The organism is Anaerorudis cellulosivorans, assembly GCF_025943985.1.
GTDB classification, from domain to species: Bacteria; Bacteroidota; Bacteroidia; order Bacteroidales; family Dysgonomonadaceae; genus Anaerorudis; species Anaerorudis cellulosivorans.
This window is the reverse complement of the sequence record NZ_JAPCWE010000013.1, coordinates 61,265-84,567: the sequence shown is the minus strand read 5'-3', so window position 1 is coordinate 84,567 and position 23,303 is coordinate 61,265. Positions and strand designations below refer to the sequence as shown.

Genomic DNA, 23,303 nt, shown 5'->3' with positions numbered 1-23,303 from the left:
GCAGAAAATGTTTATTTATATAATATTGATAATCAATGTATTGATTTGTATCGTGTGAATTGTGAAGTCAATGATTTCGAAGATGAAAGTATTGGACTGCTTTATCCGAATAATTTCGACAAATCGATTTATCAATAATTGTAACGTATAATATTTCAACATATTACAAATATATAATTTAGAATATTTACGAGAATATCATTTTAGTGATAAAGAAAAATCTATTTTCGAAAATTTATGAACACTTAAAACATTTTAAATAAGATTTTTATATGATAATCCTATTTGAATTGTCAGATTTATATCAAAATTTTTTGTACATTTGCGAAATACGATAAGGAATAAGGTAAAACGGGGATAATAAGGTAATTAATGACATTGTCTGCGTGAATAGATTTCTATAAATGATTGACATACATTGAATTCCTTATTATAGCTGGGAAACCGGCATTGAGACAATCTTCGGATCTTTTACGTGTTTAACAACCCATTATTCCTTATTATAGCTGGGAAACCGGCATTGAGACCGGCTTGATAACCGACAATAACTGGCAGCCGCAATATGGATTCCTTATTATAGCTGGGAAACCGGCATTGAGACACTCAAAAAAAATTTCACTGTCATACGTAAAAAAATTAAATTCCTTATTATAGCTGGGAAACCGGCATTGAGACAGAAGATAAGAAAAAAACACCCATAAATTTTCATGACATATTCCTTATTATAGCTGGGAAATCGGTATTGTGATGATATCGCTCAAAGGATACCACCGCTATCGCACTAAAGGGTACCGCCTGTAGCGATATTATCAGTATTGAGACAAAACGTCTTAAAACTCTTCGTTCTGCAGCTGTAGCTTAACTTTTGAAGGAACCATCCATTGGATGGGAACCGGAAAAATGATTTACCCCGAAAAATTGGAGCCGGCAAATCATTTCGAAAGAACCCTTACTCAAGATGTATATCTTCCCGGAAAAGGATTTGAAAATATACAACATCCGGATAGTCCTGATTTAGAGCAAGAGGACTGTTTAAATGTCTGGCTTGCAGTACAGAATTTGATAAAAGCCCGCGAATATTTAGATGCCAACCCCGATCAACGGATAAAAATATTCCTCTATACGCCGAGCGTGGGGGTGGGAGACCCTCTTACTTGGAAGTGGCTGATTTTCCTGAATAAATAAATCGGCCCATTCGTCTTCCCACAACCAAAATCCCACCCCTCTACCGTATCTCTCACCACTATGAGGATCTTCTTTACCAATAGATTGACAGTTTGTTTGCAGGCATATTGGATGCCATGGTTAGATAAACTATCCCTTTTTATGCTAAACTATGTGCCCCGGTAAAGAAAGTTAGTAGTTGCCCTGCATTATTTATCATAACTGTTTAATTGCCGTCATTGGTGGCACCATCCTCCCAACCGGGATTTTGTTTCAAATTTGGATTTTTAACTATCGCACTAGCCGGAATCGGATAAAGATATTGTTTTTTACCCCAAACCCTTTTATAATCGTTGGGTTTATCCCATGTCAAATAATATCCCTCTGCCCCGGGTACTTTTTCTGCTAATTGCAATTGGGTCGGACTCCCTGCTCCTTCTTCCACATAAACAGTTGCGCATGTCGATTTGGCTTTTTCCCAATCGCCTGTTAGCATTTTTGCTTCTTCCAAGCCGGCACCGGAAGTATAAAAAATCACGTCATATGTGCCGCTACGATCCAAATCCATCGGTACATTTAATTTCGGAATATACATTCCATACCAGCTTTTAAGTAGCAAATCGCCTTTTGCCCATCTCCTTAAGTCATCAAAGCGAAAACCCTCGAGAGACAATTCGATAGCTCTTTCCCTCCTAATTTCCAATAAAACCGGGTCTGAAATTTCAGGAAAATAATAGGATTGAAAATAGGGGTCAATTGTTGAGGGTTTTGTAGAAATTCCGCCGCTGATTCCGGCACGTGATCTTAAAGCTCCAATTGTTTTTTGCCAATCCTCATCGGTCAACGTTTCTAATTCTGCTTTGGCTTCAGCATAATTCAACAAAACTTCCGCATAACGAAACAAAGGTAAAGCATTGGTATTCAACGCTGCATTATCATATTTCTTCCCATCCAGACATAGTTTGATCGGTTGATAACCGGTACGAGTATAACCAATAAAGTCTGGAGCTGTTAATTCTCCGTCACGACTATAGCCGGGCGTACGAATAGTTTGAGATAAACGGTAATCACGATTCTGACATTCTTCATAAAAAGTTTCTGTTTCCCATCCCGGCCGTTCGGTATAGGGTGTCCCGTCAAGCTGTAGAAACGTATTGATAAATGGTCGGGTCATACTAAACCGATTACCATAAGTAGGAGATGTCCATTTCCAGTTAGCATGATGGAGTACTCCTAACTTTTCACTGGAAACTACTGCCATCAAAATCTCTTCCGTAATAGGACTATCATTAATAAACAATGCCCGAAAAGATTTGGCAGGCCCTTCAGCGGTATACAATTTCTTCCCCGAATTATTCATTAAATATTCGCTTGCAGATGCAGCGCGTTGTAACCATGTTTGAGCCGAAGTTGCAAGATTCAAATTATGGTATTTGCGAAAAGTTCCTTCAAACAACGCTATACGTGAAGCAAAAGCATATGCAACCCATTTTGTAACCAACGAACCACTGGGATCTGTTGTTGTAGTAATATTGTTGCAAGCAAAATCCAAATCTTCCCACACTTTTTCCATCACCAGTTCTCTGGAATCTTGCGGAGCAAAAAGTTTTTCATCATCCACATCTAGAGGTTTATCAATCCATGGGACATCGCCAAAACGTCTAACCTTATCGTAATAAAAATATGCTCTAAAAAAACGGGCAAGCCCGATATAATGATTCCGAACAGTCTCACTTACAGCTTCATTTGTACAATTTACAATGAAATAATTGATATTGCGTAAATTTGACCAGGACCAACCTCCACTAACAGTTTCACTATAAGCATTCTTCGTAATAAAAGTATTGATGTTATTTATAGCTCCAAAATCTACCAGATCAATTTCAATTTGGTTTAAATCACTTGCTGAAGGCATCATATTGTAAAAAGACCACGAATATGTTTTCAGTCCTGCTTCAGAACTAAAAACAGCATCTTTTCCAACTGAAGCTTTAGGTTGTTCATTCAACTCACATGAAATAAAAAGAACACTTGATATCACTATAGCCGGGTAAAATAAAGATATTTTTTTCATAAAATTCAATTGTTTAAAAAGTAAGAGATAACCCTAACGAGATTGTTTTCATTAAAGGATAACTGTAATTGTCACCATAATTACTTGAAGTAAGATCAGGATCAGAACCTTGTGTGTTTGTAACATCAAAATCTCTTGTTCGACGGTAAAGCGGTGACCAACTCCAAAGGTTTTCTCCTGATATAAATACTCTTGCCTGTTTCATACTTATCTTTGAAATCAGATGTTGGGGGAGAGAGTATCCCACTTGAAGATTTTTCAATCGAATGTAAGCGATGTTTTGAAGATAACGGTCTGATTTTGTCTCTTTCAGTGAAGTATTATATCCCGCATACCTTGGCAAATAAGCATCTCGATTGTCTTTCGTCCAATAATTATTCAAATGCCATTTGGGCAAATTGTTGTAAGGACGATTATATTGTCCCCAAAATGCCGATTCATTGCTGGGATACCAATCCTGCTGTCCTACTCCTTGGAAGAAAGAAGAAAGAAAAAAACCATTCCAATCGGCATCTAATTTTAAACTGTAAATATAACGTGGATCAGAATTACCTATAATAACCATATCTCCTGGTTTATCAACGGTCTTATCCCCATAATCAATTTTTCCATTTTTATTTACATCAACAAATTTTATATCACCGGGATAGACCGTCCCGTTCGAAGAAGATTTTATAATAGTATTAACATAACCCTCTATCTCATCCTGCGATTGAAAAAGTCCGTCGGTTCTATATCCCCATATTTCCCCGACAGTCATACCGGGATAATAATCGCTTAAACTTTTGGTAGTATTGTTATACCGATCAATTTTTGACTTATAATCATGCATAGTGCCACGTAATTGATAATTGAAAGATTTACCACCAAGCACGAAATTGTCATTCCAAGTGACAGATAATTCCCAACCTCGAGTAGTCATATCTGCATAATTACCCTTCGGAGAAGTTGCTCCAAAAACTTCAGGTAAGGTCATGCCAACTGTGTACATATCGGTAGTTTTACGAATATAATAATCGCCTGTAAACTGCAAACGTCCTTTTGCTAATCCAATATCAGTTCCTATGTCAAATGTAGTGGCTGTTTCCCATGTTAAACCACTGGGAATCGGTGCAGGATTTTGAGTATATTTATTTAAGGCACCATTCAATACTCTGTCGGACGTACTAATCGACAACAATTCCATGAAATTATAAGAACCGATGTTCCCATTTCCAAGTGAACCATAAGACGCCCGAATTTTCATATCGGAAATCAGGCTATCATCGACTTTCCAGAAAGGTTCTTCCGAGATTCTCCAACCTCCGGATAATGATGGAAAGAAACCATATCTTTGATTTTGGGGAAATTTTGAAGAACCGTCGTAGCGACCATTTATTTCCAGCAAATAACGATTCTGAAAATTGTAATTTAATCGAAAAAAAGTGCCGACTATTTGCCATTTTTCGTATCCGGCCGATGTAGTTGTTGATTCTCCAAGAGCTAAGTTCAAGTTTTCAGCGTCAGGTAGAAGCAAGCCATTCCGTTGAACATAATTCGATTCATATTTGGATGTTTCGTAATTGTAACCCAACATTCCCTTAAAATAATGATCATCGGCAAATGTGTTTTCATACTCGGCATATAGGTTGGTTGCTGTATAAAAAGTGTTGCGGATAGATTCTTTAAAGTCATTGTATTTCTCACTAAGCCAAACGGTTCTTCCCTGAACATTGCTGTAAGGGACCGGTACGCGTTTTTGCTCATCATTATTGTCAAAATTACGAAAAGTAAAATCTCCGTTTACTCGTAACTTATTATTTAAAAATGAAGCGTTAAAAGCCGTTGTATTTTTCAATATTTTTTTGTGTGTATTTATCCAGTTTTTCCCATAAATAAAATCGCCTACAGTATAAGCAGCGGACATTGTTAATGATCCATCAGGATTGCAGACCGGCATTGAAGGGTGTCCTTCATCGGCAATATTTCTCCAAATACTGCCTCCTTCCCCAATATTTATCGGATTATGGTAAGTCATATCCGAGAACTCCATGTTATTGCTTATTTTCAACCATTTGGTAATTTCCAATGAACCCTTGGCTCTAATATTATACATTTTATAAGTATCTGAATTGTAATTAAATAATCCGTTGAAATCATAATAATGACCTGATAAATAAAAATCTGCCTTTTCACTGCCACCTGATGCAGTTACATTATGATCTTGAGCGAAGGAATGATCCCGATACAAAATATCATACCAGTCAGTATTACCGTAGTATATATAACTGCCATCAGGTCCAATTTCAACTTCATTGGTAATTCCCTGTTCTTTGCGCTTTTTAAAAGTTTCCAACCATGCATCCGAATAAGGTTGAGTTTTATTGATTTTGCTGGGAAGAGACGAATAATTATTCCACGCATAATAAGCTTCACGAAAACGTTCTGCGTATACATAGCCATCCGTTACATTGTCGGGTATGGCTGTAGGGGTTTGCGATAAAATACTGCCAGAATAGTTAACGGTAATTTTCCCTTTTTGTGGAGTTTTCGTTGTAATCAACACTACTCCAAATGACCCTCTTGCTCCATAAATAGCAGCAGAAGCCGCATCCTTAAGGACAGAAATACTTTCAATATCGTTAGGATTAAGCAGAGCAGGATCACCCTCTACACCATCAATCAGCACTAAAGCGCTTCCTCCCTGACCGATTGAAGTAGTTCCACGAACATTGTAAGAAGAAGATCGAGTTGGTTTTCCATCAACCAATTTTATATTTAAATTAGGAACAATGCCCTGTAAAGCCTGGGTAACATTTGAAATTGGGCGATTTTCGAAAACTTCACTGGTTACTTGATCCACAGCTCCGGTTAAATTGACTTTACGCTGTGTTCCATATCCTACCACAACCACTTCTTCCAAAGCTTTGATATCTTCTTGTAAAACAATATTAAAATTGGTTTTGCCGGCAGTGTTGATTTGTTGATCGAGATAACCGATATAAGAAACACGAATAACAGCATTGTCGGCAACCTCCAACGCGAAATTGCCATCCACATCTGTTACCGTACCATTGGTTGTGCCAACTTCTACTATGTTAGCACCTATAACAGGTTCACCTTTAATGTCGACCACTTTTCCTGCTATTGTTTTCTTCTCCTGCTGCGCAAACAGGACGTCCGTGTTCACTTCATCGTTAGGGATGAACAGGTAATCGGTTTGTGCTTCAATTTCGTTCAATACCTCTTTTACCGCTACATTGCGTTTGTTTGTAGACACCTTGGCTTCTTGGGTGTAAGTCGATTCGGCCATGGAACAAAATACGCAGGTAAACAACAAAATAATGCTTGTTCGCATAATTCTTAAAAAATGATTGCAAGGTAATTTTTGAGGTAAACAATTACCCTTTGAATTGTCTTTATTCATACATTGATTATTTTTTGTAATTAATACAGTTAATGAATTTAATTTGTGTCGATTGAAATTGGCGATAAATATTGTTGGATTTATCGGTTTTTTTTGTTTTCTTTTTTAAAATGTCATAGGCATATAAATTTTTTAATTAGTAATTCTGAATACTATGCAAAGATAAATTTTTAATATTACAAAATAATTACATATTTATGACGAAAAAATTACAAAGAGATGGTTTCGGCTTGTTGAGTGAGGTTTTCAGCTTGCCGGTCTTCTTGTTTTCTGCTAAATTTGTAATTTTTATATTTTAATTACCGTTGCTGTTTTTTATCGGGTTTGGATGGGTCTTCTTCGCTCTTCCTTCGCTTCATGCTTGCTCCTAAGGAGGGACAGGTGTACCGGATTTGGTGCGTCTGGTATAGGACAAACCTGCGTATGTGTGTGTAATATGCAACATGCAAATGGCTGTTTTTCGGCAAAGTTACCGATTACAACGTGCGTTGACGGTGCGGAATCGAAGCGGAGATGGTGCAGATTTGGTGCGAGGATGGAGCGGACTTGGTACGGACTTGGTACGGAGAAGGTGGGGTCTTGTTCTTGTCTTGTTCGGAATGCGTTTGCAGAAAATGTAAAAAATCAGGACGATACAGTGTAGGAAGTGTAGGAAGTGTAGGAAGTGTAGGAAAGTTAGATGGGGAGCGGGTTTCGGGTGTATAGGAAAGCGTAGGAAAGTGTAGGAAAGTGTAGGATTTGGGTTTAAAAGCGGAGCAAAAACGGTTAAATGAAGGCAGTGGGAGAAGCGGCGAAAGAAGCGGAAGATGTGGAAAAACGGGGATGGGGTGGCGAAAGCGGATGAGCGGCGACAGTGGGATGAGTGGGGAGAAGCAGAAAGCAGCGGCGGCGCAGCAGTGTGACGAAAAAAGTGGGAAAAGTGAAAAAAGCGGAAGATCTGCTGAACGAAAGGGCTCGTGAGTTTGTAGACGAGAGCTGGCGTTTTCAACTGCTTTTTTATACATGACATCTTTTTTTAAACAGCTATACAGTATGACCGACATCCCTTCAAAAGGGAAAAACAACATCAATTCATATAAAAAAACCGCATCGCCATAGTTATGTGGATAGCACGATGCGGTAACGATATACTCCAAAACTCTCTTTACCTTGAATAAGCCCTTTTTTATTTTTTGTTTCTTCCGCTACGGTTATTTGGGTTGCTTTTGATTTGATTCCCTTTGTTTTGGGTGTTATTGTTTCTATTTTCTTTCCGGAAACGGGTCACTTCTTGTTGTATAAAGTTTTTTTCGGCTTGACGAGCTTTATACAGTTTTTCGGGGGGAAGAACTTTTTCAAATTTTTCGGCATATTCTTTGTCGAGTTCGGCTTCTTTTAGTTTTACTTCCACATCGTTTTCAAGAATATTTCGATATTCTGCGTCTGTGATCTCTTTGTTTTTACGCATTTTCTCTATTTTCTCGCGATGCTGCCTGTTTAATTCGAACTTCTTTTGATTCAGTTCATTATTCAACGGAAAATACCGTTGAGCCTCTTCGGGTGTCAGTGCTGCTTTTTCTTTCACATATTCCTGTTTTCGTTTTTCGAACTCGGCCATATCCATTTTTTTATTCTGAGCATAACCGAATTGGGGTGATATGTAAAAAATAAATGCACCGATTAATAAACCTATACACTTTTGTATCTTCATATTTCTCTGCTTTTTTTGGTTGTCCTTGCTTTGTTATTTTTACATATCTTGCGTAGCATAGAATTCATTGTATATGTAGTCGTAATATTCGTCTTCCGATAATTGATCTTCGAGATATTGATAAAATTCTTCTTCGGAAATTTCTACGGTCGACCAATATTTATCGGACGGAATGGTTGCCGATTGCATACCGGAATCGTATGTGGCAGATGATCGGGTGGATTGATTACCCGCGTTTTTTGTTAAAAATTGAATAATAATAAACAGACCCACAAACATAGCTGCCATGTAAATCCACGGTCTCACTTTTTCACGTAAGGGCACAGGCTGAAATTCCGGCGTTTTTATTGGCGGCAACCGCTTCATTATTTCTTTATTAAACTGTTCGAAATAATGATCGGGCACTTTAAAAGGATCCGTTTTATTGATGTCTTCCAGCCTTATCTTTGTTTTCATATCTTTTATTTCTTTCGCTATGCTTTAACATTGACATTGTAAATACATGAAAGTTTAATCGTGGTCCGATAAAAAATTTTCTATCTTTTTTACCGCATGATGATAGGAAGCTTTAAGTGCGCCAACCGAGGTGCCCAAAATATCTGACATTTCTTCGTATTTCATCTCATCGAAGTATTTCATCTGAAATACCAGTCGTTGTTTGTAAGGGAGGGTAAGGATGGCTTTTTGCAGCATTTTCTGAGCCTCGTCTCCATCGAAATAGGTATCGCTTTCGAGCCGATTAATCAGGAATGTATCTTCTTCGTCTATCGAAACATTGTTTTGAGCCCGCAATTTGTTGAGAAAAGTGATACTTTCGTTAATGGCAATCCGGTATAACCATGTCGACAATTTGGCCTCGCCTCTGAAGTTATCGATGTTTATCCATGCTTTTATAAATACTTCTTGAAGAATGTCGTTGGCATCGTCATGAGAAAGAACCATTTTTCGAATTTGCCGATATAGCCGTTCACTATATTCTGCAACAAGTTTGGCAAAACCTTCGCGTCGGGTTTTGGGATTGCGTAACTGCTGTAGTATTTCTTCCTCTGAGTAACTGCTTTTTTCCATACAAATAGAGCTTCAGCTGCAAAGATAACGGTTTTTTCCGATTTTGATTACCGTATTTCACTATCTCCATTTTCAAACCAATTCAAAAAATCTTCGGCTTTTGCTTTGTTGTTGTTCCACCATTCAAGCGATTCGGGGAAATAAGAAACGCTGATATAGCGGCAATACGTTTCAAAATAGTCGGAATGGAGAATATGGGAAAAAAAAGGTACATAGAAAGTCCAGAAAGCATTTTTTTCTTTTGTTCCGTCGTTTTCTTTTTCAAGAACAGTGAGAACGGCTTTATTGACTTCGGTAAAAGTGGTATAAAGATCGGGCTCTTCGTTATGGGTTTTGAGCGAGTCCAGGGTTGTGGTGATGGCATGGTAGATATAATTTCGGTTTAATCCCTGTTCGATGGTAAGCGGAGGAATCCGGTCGGGGTGAATAGCAGAGGGATTTCGGTAAAGTTGTTGTTGGATGAAGGATCGCTCTACCGGTTTTTCCGAAGCCGGTTTTACGCGCATAATTTGCAACATTTCTTCAAAAGCATTTTTTGAACGTTGACTGTCGGGTTCCGTGAGTAGAAACATTTGAAACGATAAGATGCTTTGCACCCACAATCCGACATCGTTCAGCGCATATGCATTTAGAAGGAAAGCATCGCTGTTCGATTTATTCAAATCGATGGCTTTTTTTACATGAGAAAGCGTGTTGCCCGTATCGTTTATTTTGTAATAATTGAGTGCTAAATTGAAATGGAGCAAATAATGGTCACCGTGTTTTCTTATCGCTTCTTTTAAGAGTTCAATGGCTTTGTCTGTTTGATTCATTTCGGTAAGTGCTTCGCTTTTTACGCAGTAAGCCAACATCGATAAGTTTTTGTCGTCGGCATCAATTACCTGCGTACTATATTCCGATGCTTTTTCGTAATCTTTTAATTCCAAGTAAGAAAGCGCCATTTCGTAAATGGCTTGTTGAGATTTCGGATTAACGGAAAGGGCTTGTTGATATTTTTCTATTGCTTTTTGGTATTCTCCCGAATCGTGTAAGTTAACTCCCTCTGTAATAAGATTCTGCTCGCTTTTTTGAGCATAGAGAGGAGGGTAGAAAAGAATAAAAAGCAATAGGATGTATATTTTCTTCATTGTTTCCTTTTTGAGGATAAAAATAAAAATAAAAAAAGAGATTACGCCCTTTTCTTTTTGAAAAGAAACAAGATTGTAACAATTGTAAACAGTCTTGCCTGCAGAATAAATAATTTTTTTCAAATACGTCGGCATTTTAACAGGTAATTTGGTTTTTCAACGTAAAAACAATAATCGATGTTAGATTCAACAAAGGGTAGGTTATGACTTAATCCCATCTTTTTTGTGTTTTTACCAATTACGGAATGTTTATTGCAGATTTATTTGTAATTTCGTATTCCCTTTAAACATTATATTATAAGGAAAGTCTAACGAGCACGTATGAATGACGAAGAGAGATTGGCAGCGGAAGAAAAAATGATCAATGACGAGTTTCAGGCTCTGCTCAACGATTATTTGAGCTCGAATCACCGACGGAAAGTGGAAATTATTACCAAGGCTTTTAATGTGGCCAAAGAGGCCCATAAAGGTGTCCGTCGGCGTTCGGGAGAACCTTATATTATGCATCCGTTGGCGGTAGCCCGCATTGTTTCGCGCGAAATGGGGCTGGGTTCTACATCCATCTCGGCAGCTTTGCTTCACGATGTAGTGGAAGATACCGATCTCACGGTAGAAGATATACGGATGATGTTTGGGGATAAAATTGCTCAGATTGTAGATGGATTAACGAAGATTTCAAGCGGAATGTTTGGCGAAAACGTTTCGGCTCAGGCTGAAAATTTTCGTAAACTGCTGCTTACCATGTCCGATGATATTCGTGTGGTTCTCATTAAAATTGCCGATAGATTGCACAATATGCGCACCCTTTCGTCTTTAGCTCCTGCCAAGCAGTTTAAGATTACGGGTGAAACCATGTATGTGTATGCACCGTTGGCACACCGACTGGGTTTGTTCAGCATAAAAACCGAATTGGAAGAGCTTTGTTTCAAGTATGAACATCCGGATGTTTATGCCGAGCTTACGCGAAAAATTGAAGAAACAGCCGCCGAGCGAAACAAGATATACGAAAATTTTGCCGCACCCGTACGAGAGGCGTTGGACAAAATGAATATCAAATATGAGATGCGTGCCCGGGTTAAATCGGTTTATTCCATTTGGAAAAAGATGGAATCGAAAGGGATCGATTTTAACGAAGTGTATGACCTTTTTGCCGTGCGCATTATTTTTGAAGTGGAGCCCGGCATGGACGAAAAGAAACAATGTTGGGATATCTATTCGGCGATTACCGATATTTACAAACTGCGTCCCGATCGTATTCGTGACTGGCTGAGTCAGCCCAAAGCCAACGGTTATCAGGCGTTGCACCTGACGGTTATGGGACCCGACGGGAAATGGATAGAGATACAAATTCGAAGCCGTCGTATGGACGACATTGCCGAAAAAGGTTTCGCAGCTCATTGGAAGTACAAGGAAAACAAGGTGGAAGAAGATAACGAACTCGATAAATGGTTGAAAACCATTCAGGAGATTTTGGCTAATCCGAGTCCCAATGCCATCGATTTTCTCGATACGGTGAAGATGAACCTTTTTTCGTCCGAAATATATGTATTTACTCCGAAAGGAGAAATAATCACGTTGCCTCAGGGAGCAACGGCGCTCGATTTTGCCTATACCATTCATACGCGCCTAGGCGATCATTGTTTGGGTGCCAAAGTCAACCACACATTGGTACCGTTGAGTTATCAACTCAAGAGTGGCGACCAGGTTGAAATTCTCACATCGCAGTCGCAATATCCCCAACCGGAGTGGCTGAACTATGCCACAACGGCTAAAGCCCGTACAAAAATAGAAGCAGCATTGCGTCGCCAAAAACGAAGAACGGCCGAAAAAGGACAAAAAATGCTGGAAGAGTTATTCAAAAATCAACCTATTGATAATGAAACCTATACCAAAATATTGAATTATTACAAATTAGAGAAAAAAGAAGATCTGTATTATTCAATAGGCAATAATGAAATCACACTTCCGGATAATCCGAATGTGTTTTATAAAGTGAAAGAAGGTGTTCCTAAAAATGAAAATTTGTTTGTCCGTTACGTAAAACAGGCAATGAATGCTATGAAAAAAGTGCCTTCCGAACCCAAAATCGTGACTAATGTACCCAAAACGGCCGGAGATGCCATTTCTTCCTTGACACCTGTAATAGATAAAAAATCGGTATATGTGTTGAAAGAAGAACAATTCAAGAAAAATTTCATTGCTGCTCCCTGCTGTAAACCTATACCGGGCGATAAAGTGTTTGGTTTTATCAATGATAAAAATGAGGTTGAAGTGCATAAGCGCTCATGTGAGACGGGTATGAGATTGAAATCGAATTTCGGAGATAGAATTGTTGAAGTGGATTGGGGTGATTATCGACAGTACTCGTTTTTGGCTTCCATTGCTTTTACCGGAATCGACCGTATTGGAATATTAAGCAATATTCTGTCAAAATTGTCGGAAGAGGTGGTGGTGAATATTCAAAGTGTGAATGTATCTTCCAATGATGGCATTTTTGAAGGAGTGATCAACGTATATGTTCATAGTGTGGAAGATGTGAATCTGCTGTGTTCCAAGATAGCAAAAGTGGAAGGCGTTTCCACCGTCCACCGTTTGCTCGTGTAGAATTTTAATGAAAAATCTATTTCTTCTTTTTATTCCTTTTAAAAATCATTCCCATTATTTTTTTTGTAGCAAAAGTAATCAAGGCCGGTTTGGCAATGCGCCATGTTATTTGTGCGATGTTTGGCAGATTGGAAACAAGAAAGTTGCCCCACTTAACTTTGCGGGGTGAGGTGAGAAAGGATGTGGCAGAATTTGTGCCCGCATAGGAGATATTCTCTACGGTTTCCAATAACCTGCTTCTAAAGACTCCCGATACGCTTTGTGCCAATATCGTTCCCCAATTATTGGCAAGATATTGAAATTGAAAAAGCATTCGTCGTTCTGCTGTTGAGCGTTCGTCGCGAAGCCTTTCTTTTTCTGCTTGAAGCTTTTCCAAAGGGGTTAATTGATATGTTTTCATTTTGTATCCTTTTTGTCTTTTTTATCTTTCTTGTCGTTTTCTTCCATCAAAAAGGAAACCACCCGATTGGTAATCTTTTTCTTGATCGGTTTTTTCAGCAGCAACAGAATAATAACGATAAGGAGCGTAGCAAGCGATACACTTCCGAAACCGGCCCATGTATTCCCGAACAACTCGCCAAGATAAAGTCCCCCCGTAATGAAAATCAACGACAGAGCAAATAATACAAAAACCAATAGTATCGCACTATAAGCAATGATTGAGGAAGCAATGCTTAATTTCTCGAAAATTTCAAGTTTTGTTAATTCAATTGTGCTTTTTATATAGTGCGATACACTTTCTCTTATTTCATCGAACAAGTTAGTTGGTGTCTTTTTTTCCATTATCAGGTGAGTTAGATGAATTTTATTCTTTTCCCAGCTCTTTCTTGGCTACGTCTGCGATGTCGTCGATATCTTCTTTTAGGTCGTTTACGCCACTTTTGCCTTTGTAAATAGCCGATTTTATGTCCACTTTTACTTTGTCGGCAAATTCGTTAAATTGTTCCAGCCATTCGCCTTTTTTGTCGGTTCCCAACATGTAACCTATGGCTGCACCCAATGCCAATCCGATGCCTAAGCCTAACAATAATTTTGTTTCTGATTTCATAGTTCTTGTTTTTTTAAATGGTTTATTATTATCGTTTCAATACGTCTTGTGTATCTTGTTTTATTTTATAACATTTATTCGGGTAAATTGTTTGCCGGAGTTGTTAAAAAATAGATGGAGCCATAGAATGAACCGGCTCTCCGAAAAGCGTAGCCGAGGTATAGCCGGTGATCCTGACCCTGATGGTTTCCCCGATATGGTGATTGCCTTTATCGAAAATAACCACTTTGTTCTGCTCGGTTCGGCCAAAAAGTTGTTGGCGCGAACGTTTGGAAAAACCTTCTATCAACACTTCAACTTCTTTACCCATATCTTTTTGGTTGCTTTTAAGCGATAGCGTATTTTGCAGATCGATGATTTCCTGCAAGCGACGAATTTTCACTTCTTCGGGAACATTATCTCCTTGTTTTTTTGCAGCATAAGTGCCCGGACGCTCCGAATATTTAAACATAAAAGCCGAGTCGAACGCTGCTTCTTCCATCAGCGATAGCGTTTGTTGATGATCGTCTTCGGTTTCGGAATAAAATCCGCACATGATGTCGGTCGACAATCCGCAATCGGGGATGATGCGACGTATGGCGGTAATTCTGTCCAGATACCATTCCCTGTCGTATTTTCGATTCATGAGCTTCAATATGCGCGAGCTACCCGATTGTACCGGAAGATGAATGAAGTTACACAGGTTTTTGTAGTTGGCAATGGTTTCGAGTGTTTCATCCGTCATGTCTTTGGGATGAGAAGTGGTGAAACGGATGCGCATATCGGGGGCTTCACGTGCCACCATTTCGAGCAAGGCAGGGAAATCGACCGTTTGATTGCCATCGGTATAGAGATAGGAATTTACATTTTGCCCCAAGAGGGTTGCCTCCTTAAATCCTTTTTTGCGCATGTAGCGTAATTCTGCCAAAATGCTTTCGGGTTCGCGGCTGCGTTCACGTCCGCGTGTGTAGGGCACGATGCAATAGGTGCAAAATTTATCGCATCCCCGCATGATCGAGATGAAACCCGATATACCCCCGCCAATTTTCATGGGGATAACGTCTTTGTAGGTTTCGGTTTTCGAAAGTTCAACATTAATCACTTTTTCTCCCTGTTCGGCCGAACCGATAAGGTTGGGCAAATCGAGATAGGCATCCGGGCCGATAACCATATCCACGTTGTAGTCCTCGATAAGCTGTTTTTTCAGTCTTTCGGCCATACATCCCAACACACCGATGATAAGGTTGTTTTTCCGTTTTCGTTTCAGTGCATTAAAATATTCGAGCCGCTGAATCACTCTCTGCTCGGCATTATCTCTTATGGAACAGGTGTTTACAAAAATAACGTCGGCTTCTTTTTCATCCTTGGTGAGCATGTATCCATCCATCTTCATAATGGAGGCGACCACTTCAGAATCGGCCACATTCATCTGACAGCCGTAAGTTTCTATAAATAATTTTTTATCGCTCGGTATATCTATCGAATTTAAATTCATGTTGTTGTATATTCAAATTATACTGTAAAATATTTTTGAAAATAAAGAATCATACTAAATAAGTGTATGCTTTACATAAAGATGTTGCGTGTTTAATCTGTTTGTCGTATATTTGCAACCGAAAAATGAAAATTTTTCATAATTAAGGTTTTGGTTAAATAATCGGAGGGAACTGTGAAGTTCTTTCCGATTTTTTTATACCGTTACAACCATTAATTCGTAAAATTTGACTACTTTTGTCGTACTGCAAAATTAATCAAAATATGGATGTGGGCGATATTTTTTATTTGATTATACTCTTATTTTTCTTGATATTGGGGTTTTTTAATAAATCCGGAAAAGAAAAAAAGAGCAAAGAACGAGAAATTCAAACCGATAGGGATTCCAACCCTTCAGAAAAGCCTTCTGCTCCACCTCCGTTTATTTCGTCGTCACAGCGTCGTGAATACCGATCTCCGTTGCTCGATGCGGTAATTTCTGCTGAAGGAGAATCGATGCTCAAAGGTTCTATTTTCACGAATGAAGACATGGATACAGAAAAACAACATGAAGCATATTCTTCACATCCGCTTGTAGAAGAGTTATACAGTGACCGCAGAACCGACGAATTGCGAAAAGCAATAATTTACGGTGAAATTTTCAATAAAAAATTTTGAAGGAAAGAATAATAGCAATCATTTATATCATTTAAAAAATTATTTTATCAAATCTATGGCTTTACATTTTATTACTGCACAAGAAGCCGCTGCGCTTGTCAAGAATGATGACAATGTGGGTTTCAGCGGGTTTACTCATGCAGGTTGTCCTAAGGTGGTTCCGGTGGAGATTGCCAAACGTGCCGAAGAAGAGCACGCAAAAGGCAACCCTTTTAAAATCGGGATTTTTACCGGTGCTTCTACAGGCGATTCCATCGATGGTGCGCTCACCCGTGCCAAAGCAATCAAGTTTCGTACTCCTTACCAGTCCAACAAAGATATGCGAAAGGCAATCAACAACGGCGAGTTCGAATATTTTGACATGCACCTCTCGCAACTGGCACAGGAGATACGGTATGGTTTTCTGGGCGGGATAGATGTGGCGGTGGTCGAAGCATGCGATGTGTCGGAAAACGGCGAGATTGTTCCTACAACCGGTGTAGGGATCACACCTACCATTTGTCGCCTGGCAAAAATCGTTATTGTGGAATTAAACAAAAAAGTTCCTCAAAAACTCAAAGGCATTCACGATATATACGAATTGGATGATCCTCCAAAACGCCGACAAATTAATCTTTGCGATGTGCGTGGCCGTATCGGTCTGGAGTATGTGAAGGTCGACCCGGCTAAAATGGTTGTGGTAGAAACCGAAAAAGACGGTGAAGGAGGTAAATTTTCACCCCTGGATGAAGTAACCAAACAAATCGGCGAGAATGTGGCTGATTTTTTTGTGGCCGAAATGAAGGCAGGACGCATTCCTTCTGCTTTTCTTCCTGTTCAGTCCGGCGTCGGCAATATTGCCAATGCGGTGTTGGCTGCCATGGGCAGTAATGCCGCAATTCCACGTTTTGAAGTATATACCGAAGTCATACAGGATGCCGTAATCGACATGATGCAAAAAGGCAATATTTTGTTTGCCAGCGGTTGTTCGCTTACCTTGAGCAATGAGGTAATGCAGGAAGTGTACGATAATTTGGATTTCTTCAAGAATAAAGTCATTCTGCGTCCTTCCGAAATTTCCAATAACCCGGGCATAGCACGCCGATTGGGAATCATTGCGCTTAATACGGCCATCGAAGCCGACATTTTCGGAAATATCAATTCTACACACGTCAATGGAACGATGATGATGAACGGCGTGGGAGGTTCGGGCGATTTTACGCGAAACGCGTATTTATCGATTTTTCTTACCCCTTCAACGGCAAAAGACGGAAAAATAAGTTGCATTGTGCCAAAGGCTACGCACGAAGATCATAACGAGCATTCGGTAAAAATTATTGTGACCGAATATGGTGTTGCCGATTTACGAGGAAAAGGTCCCCGACGTCGTGCCGAAGAAATCATCGAGAAATGTGCCCATCCCGACTATCGTCCGTTGTTGCATGAATATTTGAATCTCGGGGTGAAAGGTCATATTCCTCAGGATTTATATTCTTGTTTTGCCTTTCATCAGGCTTTTCTGGAAACAGGCAGTATGCTGAATACCGATTTTTCGAAATACAGGAAATCCTAATTCGCCAATTTTACATGGGCATATGCCATATAAAAAAAGAAGAGTGATCCGACACTGAGGACATTCTTCTTTTTTATTTTTTGCCCGGTTTTTTTATCAACTCGTTTTCAATTCGACTCTTGATATATTGCACCAACAGTAGTGTTGTACTTCGTTTTTCATCAACTCGTTTTCAATTCGCCACACCCCTTGCCCAAGCTTGGTTGAAGGGCATTTTGCCGATTATGCCTGCATGGTAAAACTATAGGAACCAATGTGGTTTCCATCGGCAAAAATATCGACCTTATAGGTACCCGGCATCAAAAATTCTTCAATATTCCAATAAAGGGTTACCGGCGTTTCTTCTCCTCCGTATTCGATAATACGCTTAATGGAATACTGCAATTGTCCGTTTTCGAAAGGAAAAGTGTTTTCCGGATTTTTGGTAAGCACGCTGCCATCCGGTGTCATGATACGCACATAGATGGTTCGTTCGCCCGGTTCGGCCGTAATGTTTTTTGCAATGGTAAACGATATGACAAATTGCGTGCTTCGGCTTAAACGTTTTTGTTCTTTTCCTCTATCGTTTACGGCTTTAACGCTAATGTTGGTGGCGTCGAGTTTTGCAGCGAGCGATACTTTTTCGGAGAGCACTTCGCGTTCTTTTGCAATCTGGGTGAGGGTACGGCTGGTTTCCTGATATTGTTGCTTGATTTGTTTGTTTTCGTTCTTCAACTCTTGGTTCAAACGGTTCAACGAATCGATCTGAACGATATATGATTTCAGTATTTTACGCAAGGTCTCCAGTTCTTTCTTCAAACGTTGAATTTCTTGTTGGTCGGTAGCTTTGGTAAGTCGGAGCTGTTCCTGAAGTCGTTGCACCTTGGCTTGTTCGCTTTCCAGCCTGGCAAGCAGCGAATCGTTCTTTACACTAAATTTGAATCCCTCATATTGCAAGGAGATGGCTTCGTATTCGTCTTCAAGTTGTTGTTTTTCAATAGCATATTCTTGTTCCATGTTGCTTATCTGCCGCGTTTTAGTGATGCTGAAAATGATAGCTATTACCACTATGATAACCAATATGCCAATAATGGCGATGAGTTGAGGTGTGCGTTCTTTAAAATTTATTTTCATGAAAAGCAATTTCTCTAATTCATATTTTCTGCAAAAATAGGGGTTTTCGGCTAAATAAACCAATTGTTAAATTCTATTTTTCGTTTATTTAATATAAACACATTCCCCGGTTATTGATATTGGATATAAATAGGGTGGGGTTGCAGCCTCATCAATTCTGCCGGAGTAAGCATACGGTGAGGAAATTGCCTCAAATCGTTTTTATAAAACAATTTAAATCCGGTAAACTGCACCGGCTCTCTCCAAATATATTGTTTATAGGTGTTTAATTTAAGCGGGGGAGCACCCCATCCATCCATATTGATGACAAGCTGAACTTCGGGATGCAGGTTGATCTGCTTGTAATTCGTAATCATGTGTTTCGTAAAACGATGGATCACAAAAATTTTGGGAGGGAGATTATTTTCCCGAACCAAATTGACCAAAAAATCGGAGCAATAATTGATGTCTTCTGCATCGTAAGTGCCGATTTTTTTACCCGGAGGTGTGCCGTCCTTCATAGAAAATTCGGGATCGATAGCCAAATGGACATGGGGCATTTTTAAGTATTTTTCTAATAATGGAACTTCTTTTTCCACCGTGCTTAATCCTACCTGAATATCGAGAAAGACAATCGCATTGCCCATGTTGGCGATGGCCAATACCGAATCGATCTGATTTTCGGGCATTCTCATCCGATAAGTGCCATCTTTCATGGGGCCTTGTTGTGCCACTACGGCAATGTAATGGATAGCGGGCTGTACCGGAGTTGCGGGATCGGCTTTTTCCCAGGCCTCTATTTCCCTATGTAATTTTTCCCATAATTCTTTTGGAGGGTATTCGCCGAGAATGCCCATATTTTTAGAATATAAGTTGCCGTAATAGGCAACTATCCGTTTAAAGGGGAGAATAGCTCCTTTTAGCGGATATGGCTGCGGTTTTACAGGCCATAAGCCGGTTGTGTCGCCATTAGCCAATTTCAGCATGCCGGCATCATATTTTTCTTTGTCGACAGCGGCTATTTTTTCATCGATGGTTTTTTCCGATGGATTACCGGCTTTTTTTTGCGGATGAGCGGTTTTTTCGTTGCAGCCTGTCAGGTTGAAGATCAGGCAAACGATTAGCAGGATGTCGAAATGGGTTTTTGTACTCACACCGGAAAATATTTATGGGTTCGTATTTCTTGTACAAACATAGTATATTGTCCCGATTTTGTTTACATTTACCGTAAATTTATTTCAGGACAAGTCATACTTTCTTCGCACCTTCTCCGTACCAAGTCCGCACCTTCCTCGCTTCATGCTTGCCTCACCCATGCGCCATCCTTGCAAAAAGTTCGTTCACGCTCCTCTTCCGGATCCCGCTCTACATGCGGTAAATACGCAGGTTTGCCTTACACCGAACGCGCAGCATTTGGTGTTGTTGTCCCTGCCTTGAAGCGAAGGAAGAGCGAAGGAAGAGCGAAGGAAAAGCGAAGAAGGGGCAAAGAAAGGGCAAAGAAAGGGCAAAGAAAGGGCAAAGAAGGGGCAAAGAAGGGCAACAAATAGATTTGCAAAACCCTTCTTTCCGACTAAAAGTTTTCTACAGTTTTTTCAGTGCCTCATCCAAGTCGGCTTTGATGTCTTCGATATTTTCGATGCCGAGTGAAAGACGGAGCATGTTCGGGTATACTCCCGAGGCGATTTTGGCTTCATCGGGAAGTTGTTCATGCGTGGTACTTGCCGGATGAACGATTAGGGTTTTTGCATCCCCCACATTGGCCAAATGGCTGATAAGCGACAGGTTGTCGATCAGTTTGGCTGTCTGTTTCACATCTCCTTTTACAAAGAAAGAGAGAACGCCGCCAAAACCATTGTTTTTGAGGTATTTTTTTGCCAATGCGTGGTATTTGCTGCTTTCCAATCCCGGATAATTCACTTTTTCAACTTTAGGGTGTTTTTCGAGCCATCGGGCAATTTCCAGCGCATTGGCATTGGTACGTTCGGCCCGAAGCGAGAGCGTCTCCAATCCGATAAGCAACATGAAGGAGTTAAACGGACTGATTGCCGGACCAAAATCGCGGAGTCCTTCTACGCGGGCACGAACGGCATAAGCCGTATTGCCGAATGTTTCCCAGAAGTTCAATCCGTGATAACCCTCGGAAGGTTCGCTGAACATCGGATATTTGCCGTTGCCCCAGTTGAAGTTTCCGCCATCGATGACAATTCCGCCCATCGAGGTGCCGTGTCCTCCAATCCATTTGGTGGCAGAGTGTATCACCACGTTAACTCCCCGGTCGATGGGGTTGAACAAAAAACCACCCTGACCAAAGGTATTATCCATAATGACGGCAATATCGTGTTTGCGAGCCAGTGCCACAATGGCGTCCACATCGGGAATATTGTATTCGGGATTCCCGATCATTTCAAGATAGATGGCTTTTGTTTTGTTGTCGATGAGGCTTGCCATGCTGTTTACGTCATCGCCATCGGCAAAACGCACCTCGATGCCGAGACGGGCAAAAGATACCTTGAAGAGGTTATATGTTCCCCCATACAGATAAGAGGTGGAAACGATATTATCTCCGGCTTCGGCAAGATTGGTAATTGCTATAAATTCTGCCGCCTGACCGGATGATGTGGCAACGGCAGCTACGCCATTTTCGAGCGCTGCCATCCGTTTTTCGAAAACCTCGGTAGTGGGGTTGTTCATGCGGGTATAAATGTTACCGGATTCTTTTAGTGCAAAAAGATCGGCTCCGTGTTGGGCATTTTTGAACAAATAGGCTGTGGTTTGATAAATAGGCACAGCTCTCGATCCTGTAGGATCGGGTTCGTGTCCTGCATGTACCTGCAGGGTTTCAAAATGTAATTTCTTCATTTACGTAAAATTAAATTCAAACGCTGATTTGCGAAAGAAAAACCGTTCGGATATGAACAATAAAAGCGGGTTTATTGTTCGAATAATCGGCTTCGTGCTATCATGCAGGCGCCAATAATTCCGGCTTTTTGTTTCAGCTTGGAGCTTACAATGCGCGTATCTTTATTTACCAGACTTAGCGAATATTTGCGTACCGCACTGCGGATAGGTAACATGATGAATCCTTCGGTTTCGGAAACCTGACCGCCTATTATAACCAATTCGGGATTAAAGATATTGATAAGACCTGCAATGTATTTCCCGAGCTTATATCCCACTTGCTCCACAATTTCTATGCATAGCGGATCTTCCATGTTGGTGGCGTTGATGATATCGGTAAGCGTGAGATGGTTCAAATCTTTTACTTTTTCGGTAAGAATGGAGGATTCGCCGTTGTTGATTCGTTCCAAAATCATACGGTGGATGGCTACTCCTGCCGTTTCCGTTTCCAGACAGCCTTTTTTCCCGCAATGGCAAAGAATTTCATTGTCGAATGCAGGAAAATGTCCGAATTCTCCCGAAAAACCCGATTTTCCGTAGTACAATTTTCCGTCGATAATGATGCCGATCCCCAATCCCCAACTTATGTTAACGAAGATTACCTGCTTTTCTCCTTCCACAACCCCTTTCATATATTCGCCATAGGCCATTGCCCGGGTATCGTTATCGATACCTACTTTAAAATTAAGTTTCGTTGAAAGGATTTCGGTGACAGGTTGTTCGCTGAAATAGAAACTGCTGTAGCTGTAACCCGATTCGGGATTTACACGTCCCGAAATATTGAGGTTGATGCTGTAGATTTTTTCTTTAAGTTCGCCCGTTTGGTCGATAAAGTTTTGAATGTGATTGCACAGGGCATCAAACGCTTCGGATGTATTTTCATAGGTAAAAGGAATGCCCATTTGACTTTGCACGATATCGCCTTTAAAATCCATGAGCGCAATATTCAGATGATGGCGCGTCATATCGACACCCACAAAATATACGGAAGTCGGGTTTAAGCCGTAAACATTGGGATAACGACCGCCCGTCGTTTGCATCTTGCCGTACTCGCAAATTAACCCCTGGTCCATCAATTCTCCGATGAATTTGGTAACGGTGGGTACGCTTAAATCCAATTCTTTGGAGAGTTCTGCAATCGTATCGTTGCCATTTGCAATGAAATGGTTAATGATATCTTTTTTTATTTGCACATTTTTCGGGTTTTTGTCGTTGCTGATAAAAAATTTCTTTCCCATATTATTGTGATTAAATTGTAATCCTTTTTATAAATGACGGATTGATTATCGAAAACATACAAAAATAATAAATATCCTGACAAAAAAATAAAAAAATCGATTTTTACTTTTTATTCGTCGCTGTTCTTTAATTTTTGTGCATATTTTTGGAATATTTTATGCAACTTTGTAGCCGATTTAAATGTATTGTTAAGCCGGAATTTTAAAAACTA

The 23,303-nt window shown here is 40.0% G+C and carries 20 protein-coding genes and 1 CRISPR repeat array; of the genes, 6 read left to right on the top strand and 14 right to left on the bottom strand.

What is annotated here, in order from left to right:
• Positions 1–422: 422 nt before the first annotated feature.
• Positions 423–749: a CRISPR direct-repeat array (repeat unit 35 nt; unit sequence ATTCCTTATTATAGCTGGGAAACCGGCATTGAGAC).
• A gap of 136 nt (positions 750–885) precedes the next feature.
• On the top strand, positions 886–1,185 hold the full coding sequence (locus tag OLM34_RS08565; RefSeq protein WP_264406645.1) for a hypothetical protein: 300 nt from the start codon (positions 886–888) through the stop codon (positions 1,183–1,185).
• A 205-nt stretch (positions 1,186–1,390) separates the two neighbouring features.
• Here the strand turns inward: OLM34_RS08565 and OLM34_RS08560 are convergent, their stop codons facing one another.
• The gene (locus OLM34_RS08560; protein WP_264406643.1) at positions 1,391–3,238 is read right to left on the bottom strand and encodes a RagB/SusD family nutrient uptake outer membrane protein; all 1,848 of its coding nucleotides are present in this window, start codon (positions 3,236–3,238) and stop codon (positions 1,391–1,393) included.
• A gap of 13 nt (positions 3,239–3,251) precedes the next feature.
• Positions 3,252–6,575, bottom strand: coding sequence for a SusC/RagA family TonB-linked outer membrane protein (locus OLM34_RS08555; protein WP_264406641.1), 3,324 nt, complete (start codon positions 6,573–6,575; stop codon positions 3,252–3,254).
• Between the two features lie 518 nt (positions 6,576–7,093).
• Here OLM34_RS08555 and OLM34_RS08550 point away from each other — a divergent pair.
• Both OLM34_RS08550 and OLM34_RS08545 read left to right on the top strand, forming a co-directional pair.
• On the top strand, positions 7,094–7,264 hold the full coding sequence (locus OLM34_RS08550) for a hypothetical protein (protein WP_264406639.1): 171 nt from the start codon (positions 7,094–7,096) through the stop codon (positions 7,262–7,264).
• A 118-nt stretch (positions 7,265–7,382) separates the two neighbouring features.
• Positions 7,383–7,604, top strand: coding sequence for a hypothetical protein (locus OLM34_RS08545; RefSeq protein WP_264406637.1), 222 nt, complete (start codon positions 7,383–7,385; stop codon positions 7,602–7,604).
• 205 nt (positions 7,605–7,809) lie between these two features.
• Here OLM34_RS08545 and OLM34_RS08540 read toward each other — a convergent pair whose 3' ends face one another.
• Genes OLM34_RS08540 through OLM34_RS08525 form a run of 4 tightly spaced genes read right to left on the bottom strand, consistent with a single transcriptional unit; the run spans position 7,810 to position 10,529 of the window.
• Entirely contained in the window at positions 7,810–8,334 is a 525-nt protein-coding gene (locus tag OLM34_RS08540) for a hypothetical protein (RefSeq protein WP_264406635.1), read from the bottom strand.
• A gap of 39 nt (positions 8,335–8,373) precedes the next feature.
• Positions 8,374–8,790, bottom strand: coding sequence for a hypothetical protein (locus OLM34_RS08535; RefSeq protein WP_264406634.1), 417 nt, complete (start codon positions 8,788–8,790; stop codon positions 8,374–8,376).
• A gap of 54 nt (positions 8,791–8,844) precedes the next feature.
• The gene (locus tag OLM34_RS08530; protein ID WP_264406633.1) at positions 8,845–9,402 is read right to left on the bottom strand and encodes an RNA polymerase sigma factor; all 558 of its coding nucleotides are present in this window, start codon (positions 9,400–9,402) and stop codon (positions 8,845–8,847) included.
• Positions 9,403–9,449: 47 nt separating this feature from the next.
• Complete coding sequence (locus OLM34_RS08525; RefSeq protein ID WP_264406632.1) at positions 9,450–10,529, bottom strand: tetratricopeptide repeat protein; 1,080 nt, start codon at positions 10,527–10,529, stop codon at positions 9,450–9,452.
• 321 nt (positions 10,530–10,850) lie between these two features.
• On the opposite strand from OLM34_RS08525, the gene OLM34_RS08520 reads away from it, so the two are divergent.
• The gene (locus OLM34_RS08520) at positions 10,851–13,133 is read left to right on the top strand and encodes a RelA/SpoT family protein (RefSeq protein ID WP_264406631.1); all 2,283 of its coding nucleotides are present in this window, start codon (positions 10,851–10,853) and stop codon (positions 13,131–13,133) included.
• 16 nt (positions 13,134–13,149) lie between these two features.
• On the opposite strand, the gene OLM34_RS08515 is transcribed toward OLM34_RS08520, so the two are convergent.
• From OLM34_RS08515 to miaB, 4 genes are all read right to left on the bottom strand, one after another.
• Complete coding sequence (locus OLM34_RS08515; RefSeq protein WP_264406630.1) at positions 13,150–13,533, bottom strand: hypothetical protein; 384 nt, start codon at positions 13,531–13,533, stop codon at positions 13,150–13,152.
• Positions 13,530–13,916 carry a phage holin family protein gene (locus OLM34_RS08510; protein WP_264406629.1) on the bottom strand — a complete coding sequence of 129 codons (387 nt, stop codon included), beginning with the start codon at positions 13,914–13,916 and terminating at the stop codon, positions 13,530–13,532. The genes OLM34_RS08515 and OLM34_RS08510 overlap by 4 nt, the downstream gene beginning before the upstream one ends.
• Before the next feature lie 22 nt (positions 13,917–13,938).
• Entirely contained in the window at positions 13,939–14,181 is a 243-nt protein-coding gene (locus OLM34_RS08505) for a YtxH domain-containing protein (protein WP_264406628.1), read from the bottom strand.
• A gap of 103 nt (positions 14,182–14,284) precedes the next feature.
• Positions 14,285–15,655, bottom strand: a complete 1,371-nt coding sequence (miaB, locus tag OLM34_RS08500) for a tRNA (N6-isopentenyl adenosine(37)-C2)-methylthiotransferase MiaB (protein WP_264406627.1) — start codon at positions 15,653–15,655, stop codon at positions 14,285–14,287.
• 236 nt (positions 15,656–15,891) lie between these two features.
• Here miaB and OLM34_RS08495 point away from each other — a divergent pair, with 236 nt between their 5' ends.
• A complete protein-coding gene (locus tag OLM34_RS08495) occupies positions 15,892–16,311 on the top strand; it encodes a hypothetical protein (protein WP_264406626.1) in 420 nt (139 codons plus the stop codon).
• Positions 16,312–16,366: 55 nt separating this feature from the next.
• The gene (locus tag OLM34_RS08490) at positions 16,367–17,863 is read left to right on the top strand and encodes a succinate CoA transferase (RefSeq protein ID WP_264406625.1); all 1,497 of its coding nucleotides are present in this window, start codon (positions 16,367–16,369) and stop codon (positions 17,861–17,863) included.
• 222 nt (positions 17,864–18,085) lie between these two features.
• Here OLM34_RS08490 and OLM34_RS08485 read toward each other — a convergent pair whose 3' ends face one another.
• The 4 genes from OLM34_RS08485 to OLM34_RS08470 form a co-directional block, all read right to left on the bottom strand.
• Entirely contained in the window at positions 18,086–18,976 is an 891-nt protein-coding gene (locus tag OLM34_RS08485) for a hypothetical protein (protein ID WP_264406624.1), read from the bottom strand.
• Between the two features lie 110 nt (positions 18,977–19,086).
• A complete protein-coding gene (locus OLM34_RS08480) occupies positions 19,087–20,109 on the bottom strand; it encodes a hypothetical protein (protein WP_264406623.1) in 1,023 nt (340 codons plus the stop codon).
• A gap of 427 nt (positions 20,110–20,536) precedes the next feature.
• Positions 20,537–21,814 carry an O-acetylhomoserine aminocarboxypropyltransferase/cysteine synthase family protein gene (locus OLM34_RS08475; protein WP_264406622.1) on the bottom strand — a complete coding sequence of 426 codons (1,278 nt, stop codon included), beginning with the start codon at positions 21,812–21,814 and terminating at the stop codon, positions 20,537–20,539.
• Between the two features lie 71 nt (positions 21,815–21,885).
• Entirely contained in the window at positions 21,886–23,091 is a 1,206-nt protein-coding gene (locus OLM34_RS08470; RefSeq protein WP_264406621.1) for an ROK family transcriptional regulator, read from the bottom strand.
• Positions 23,092–23,303: the final 212 nt, after the last annotated feature.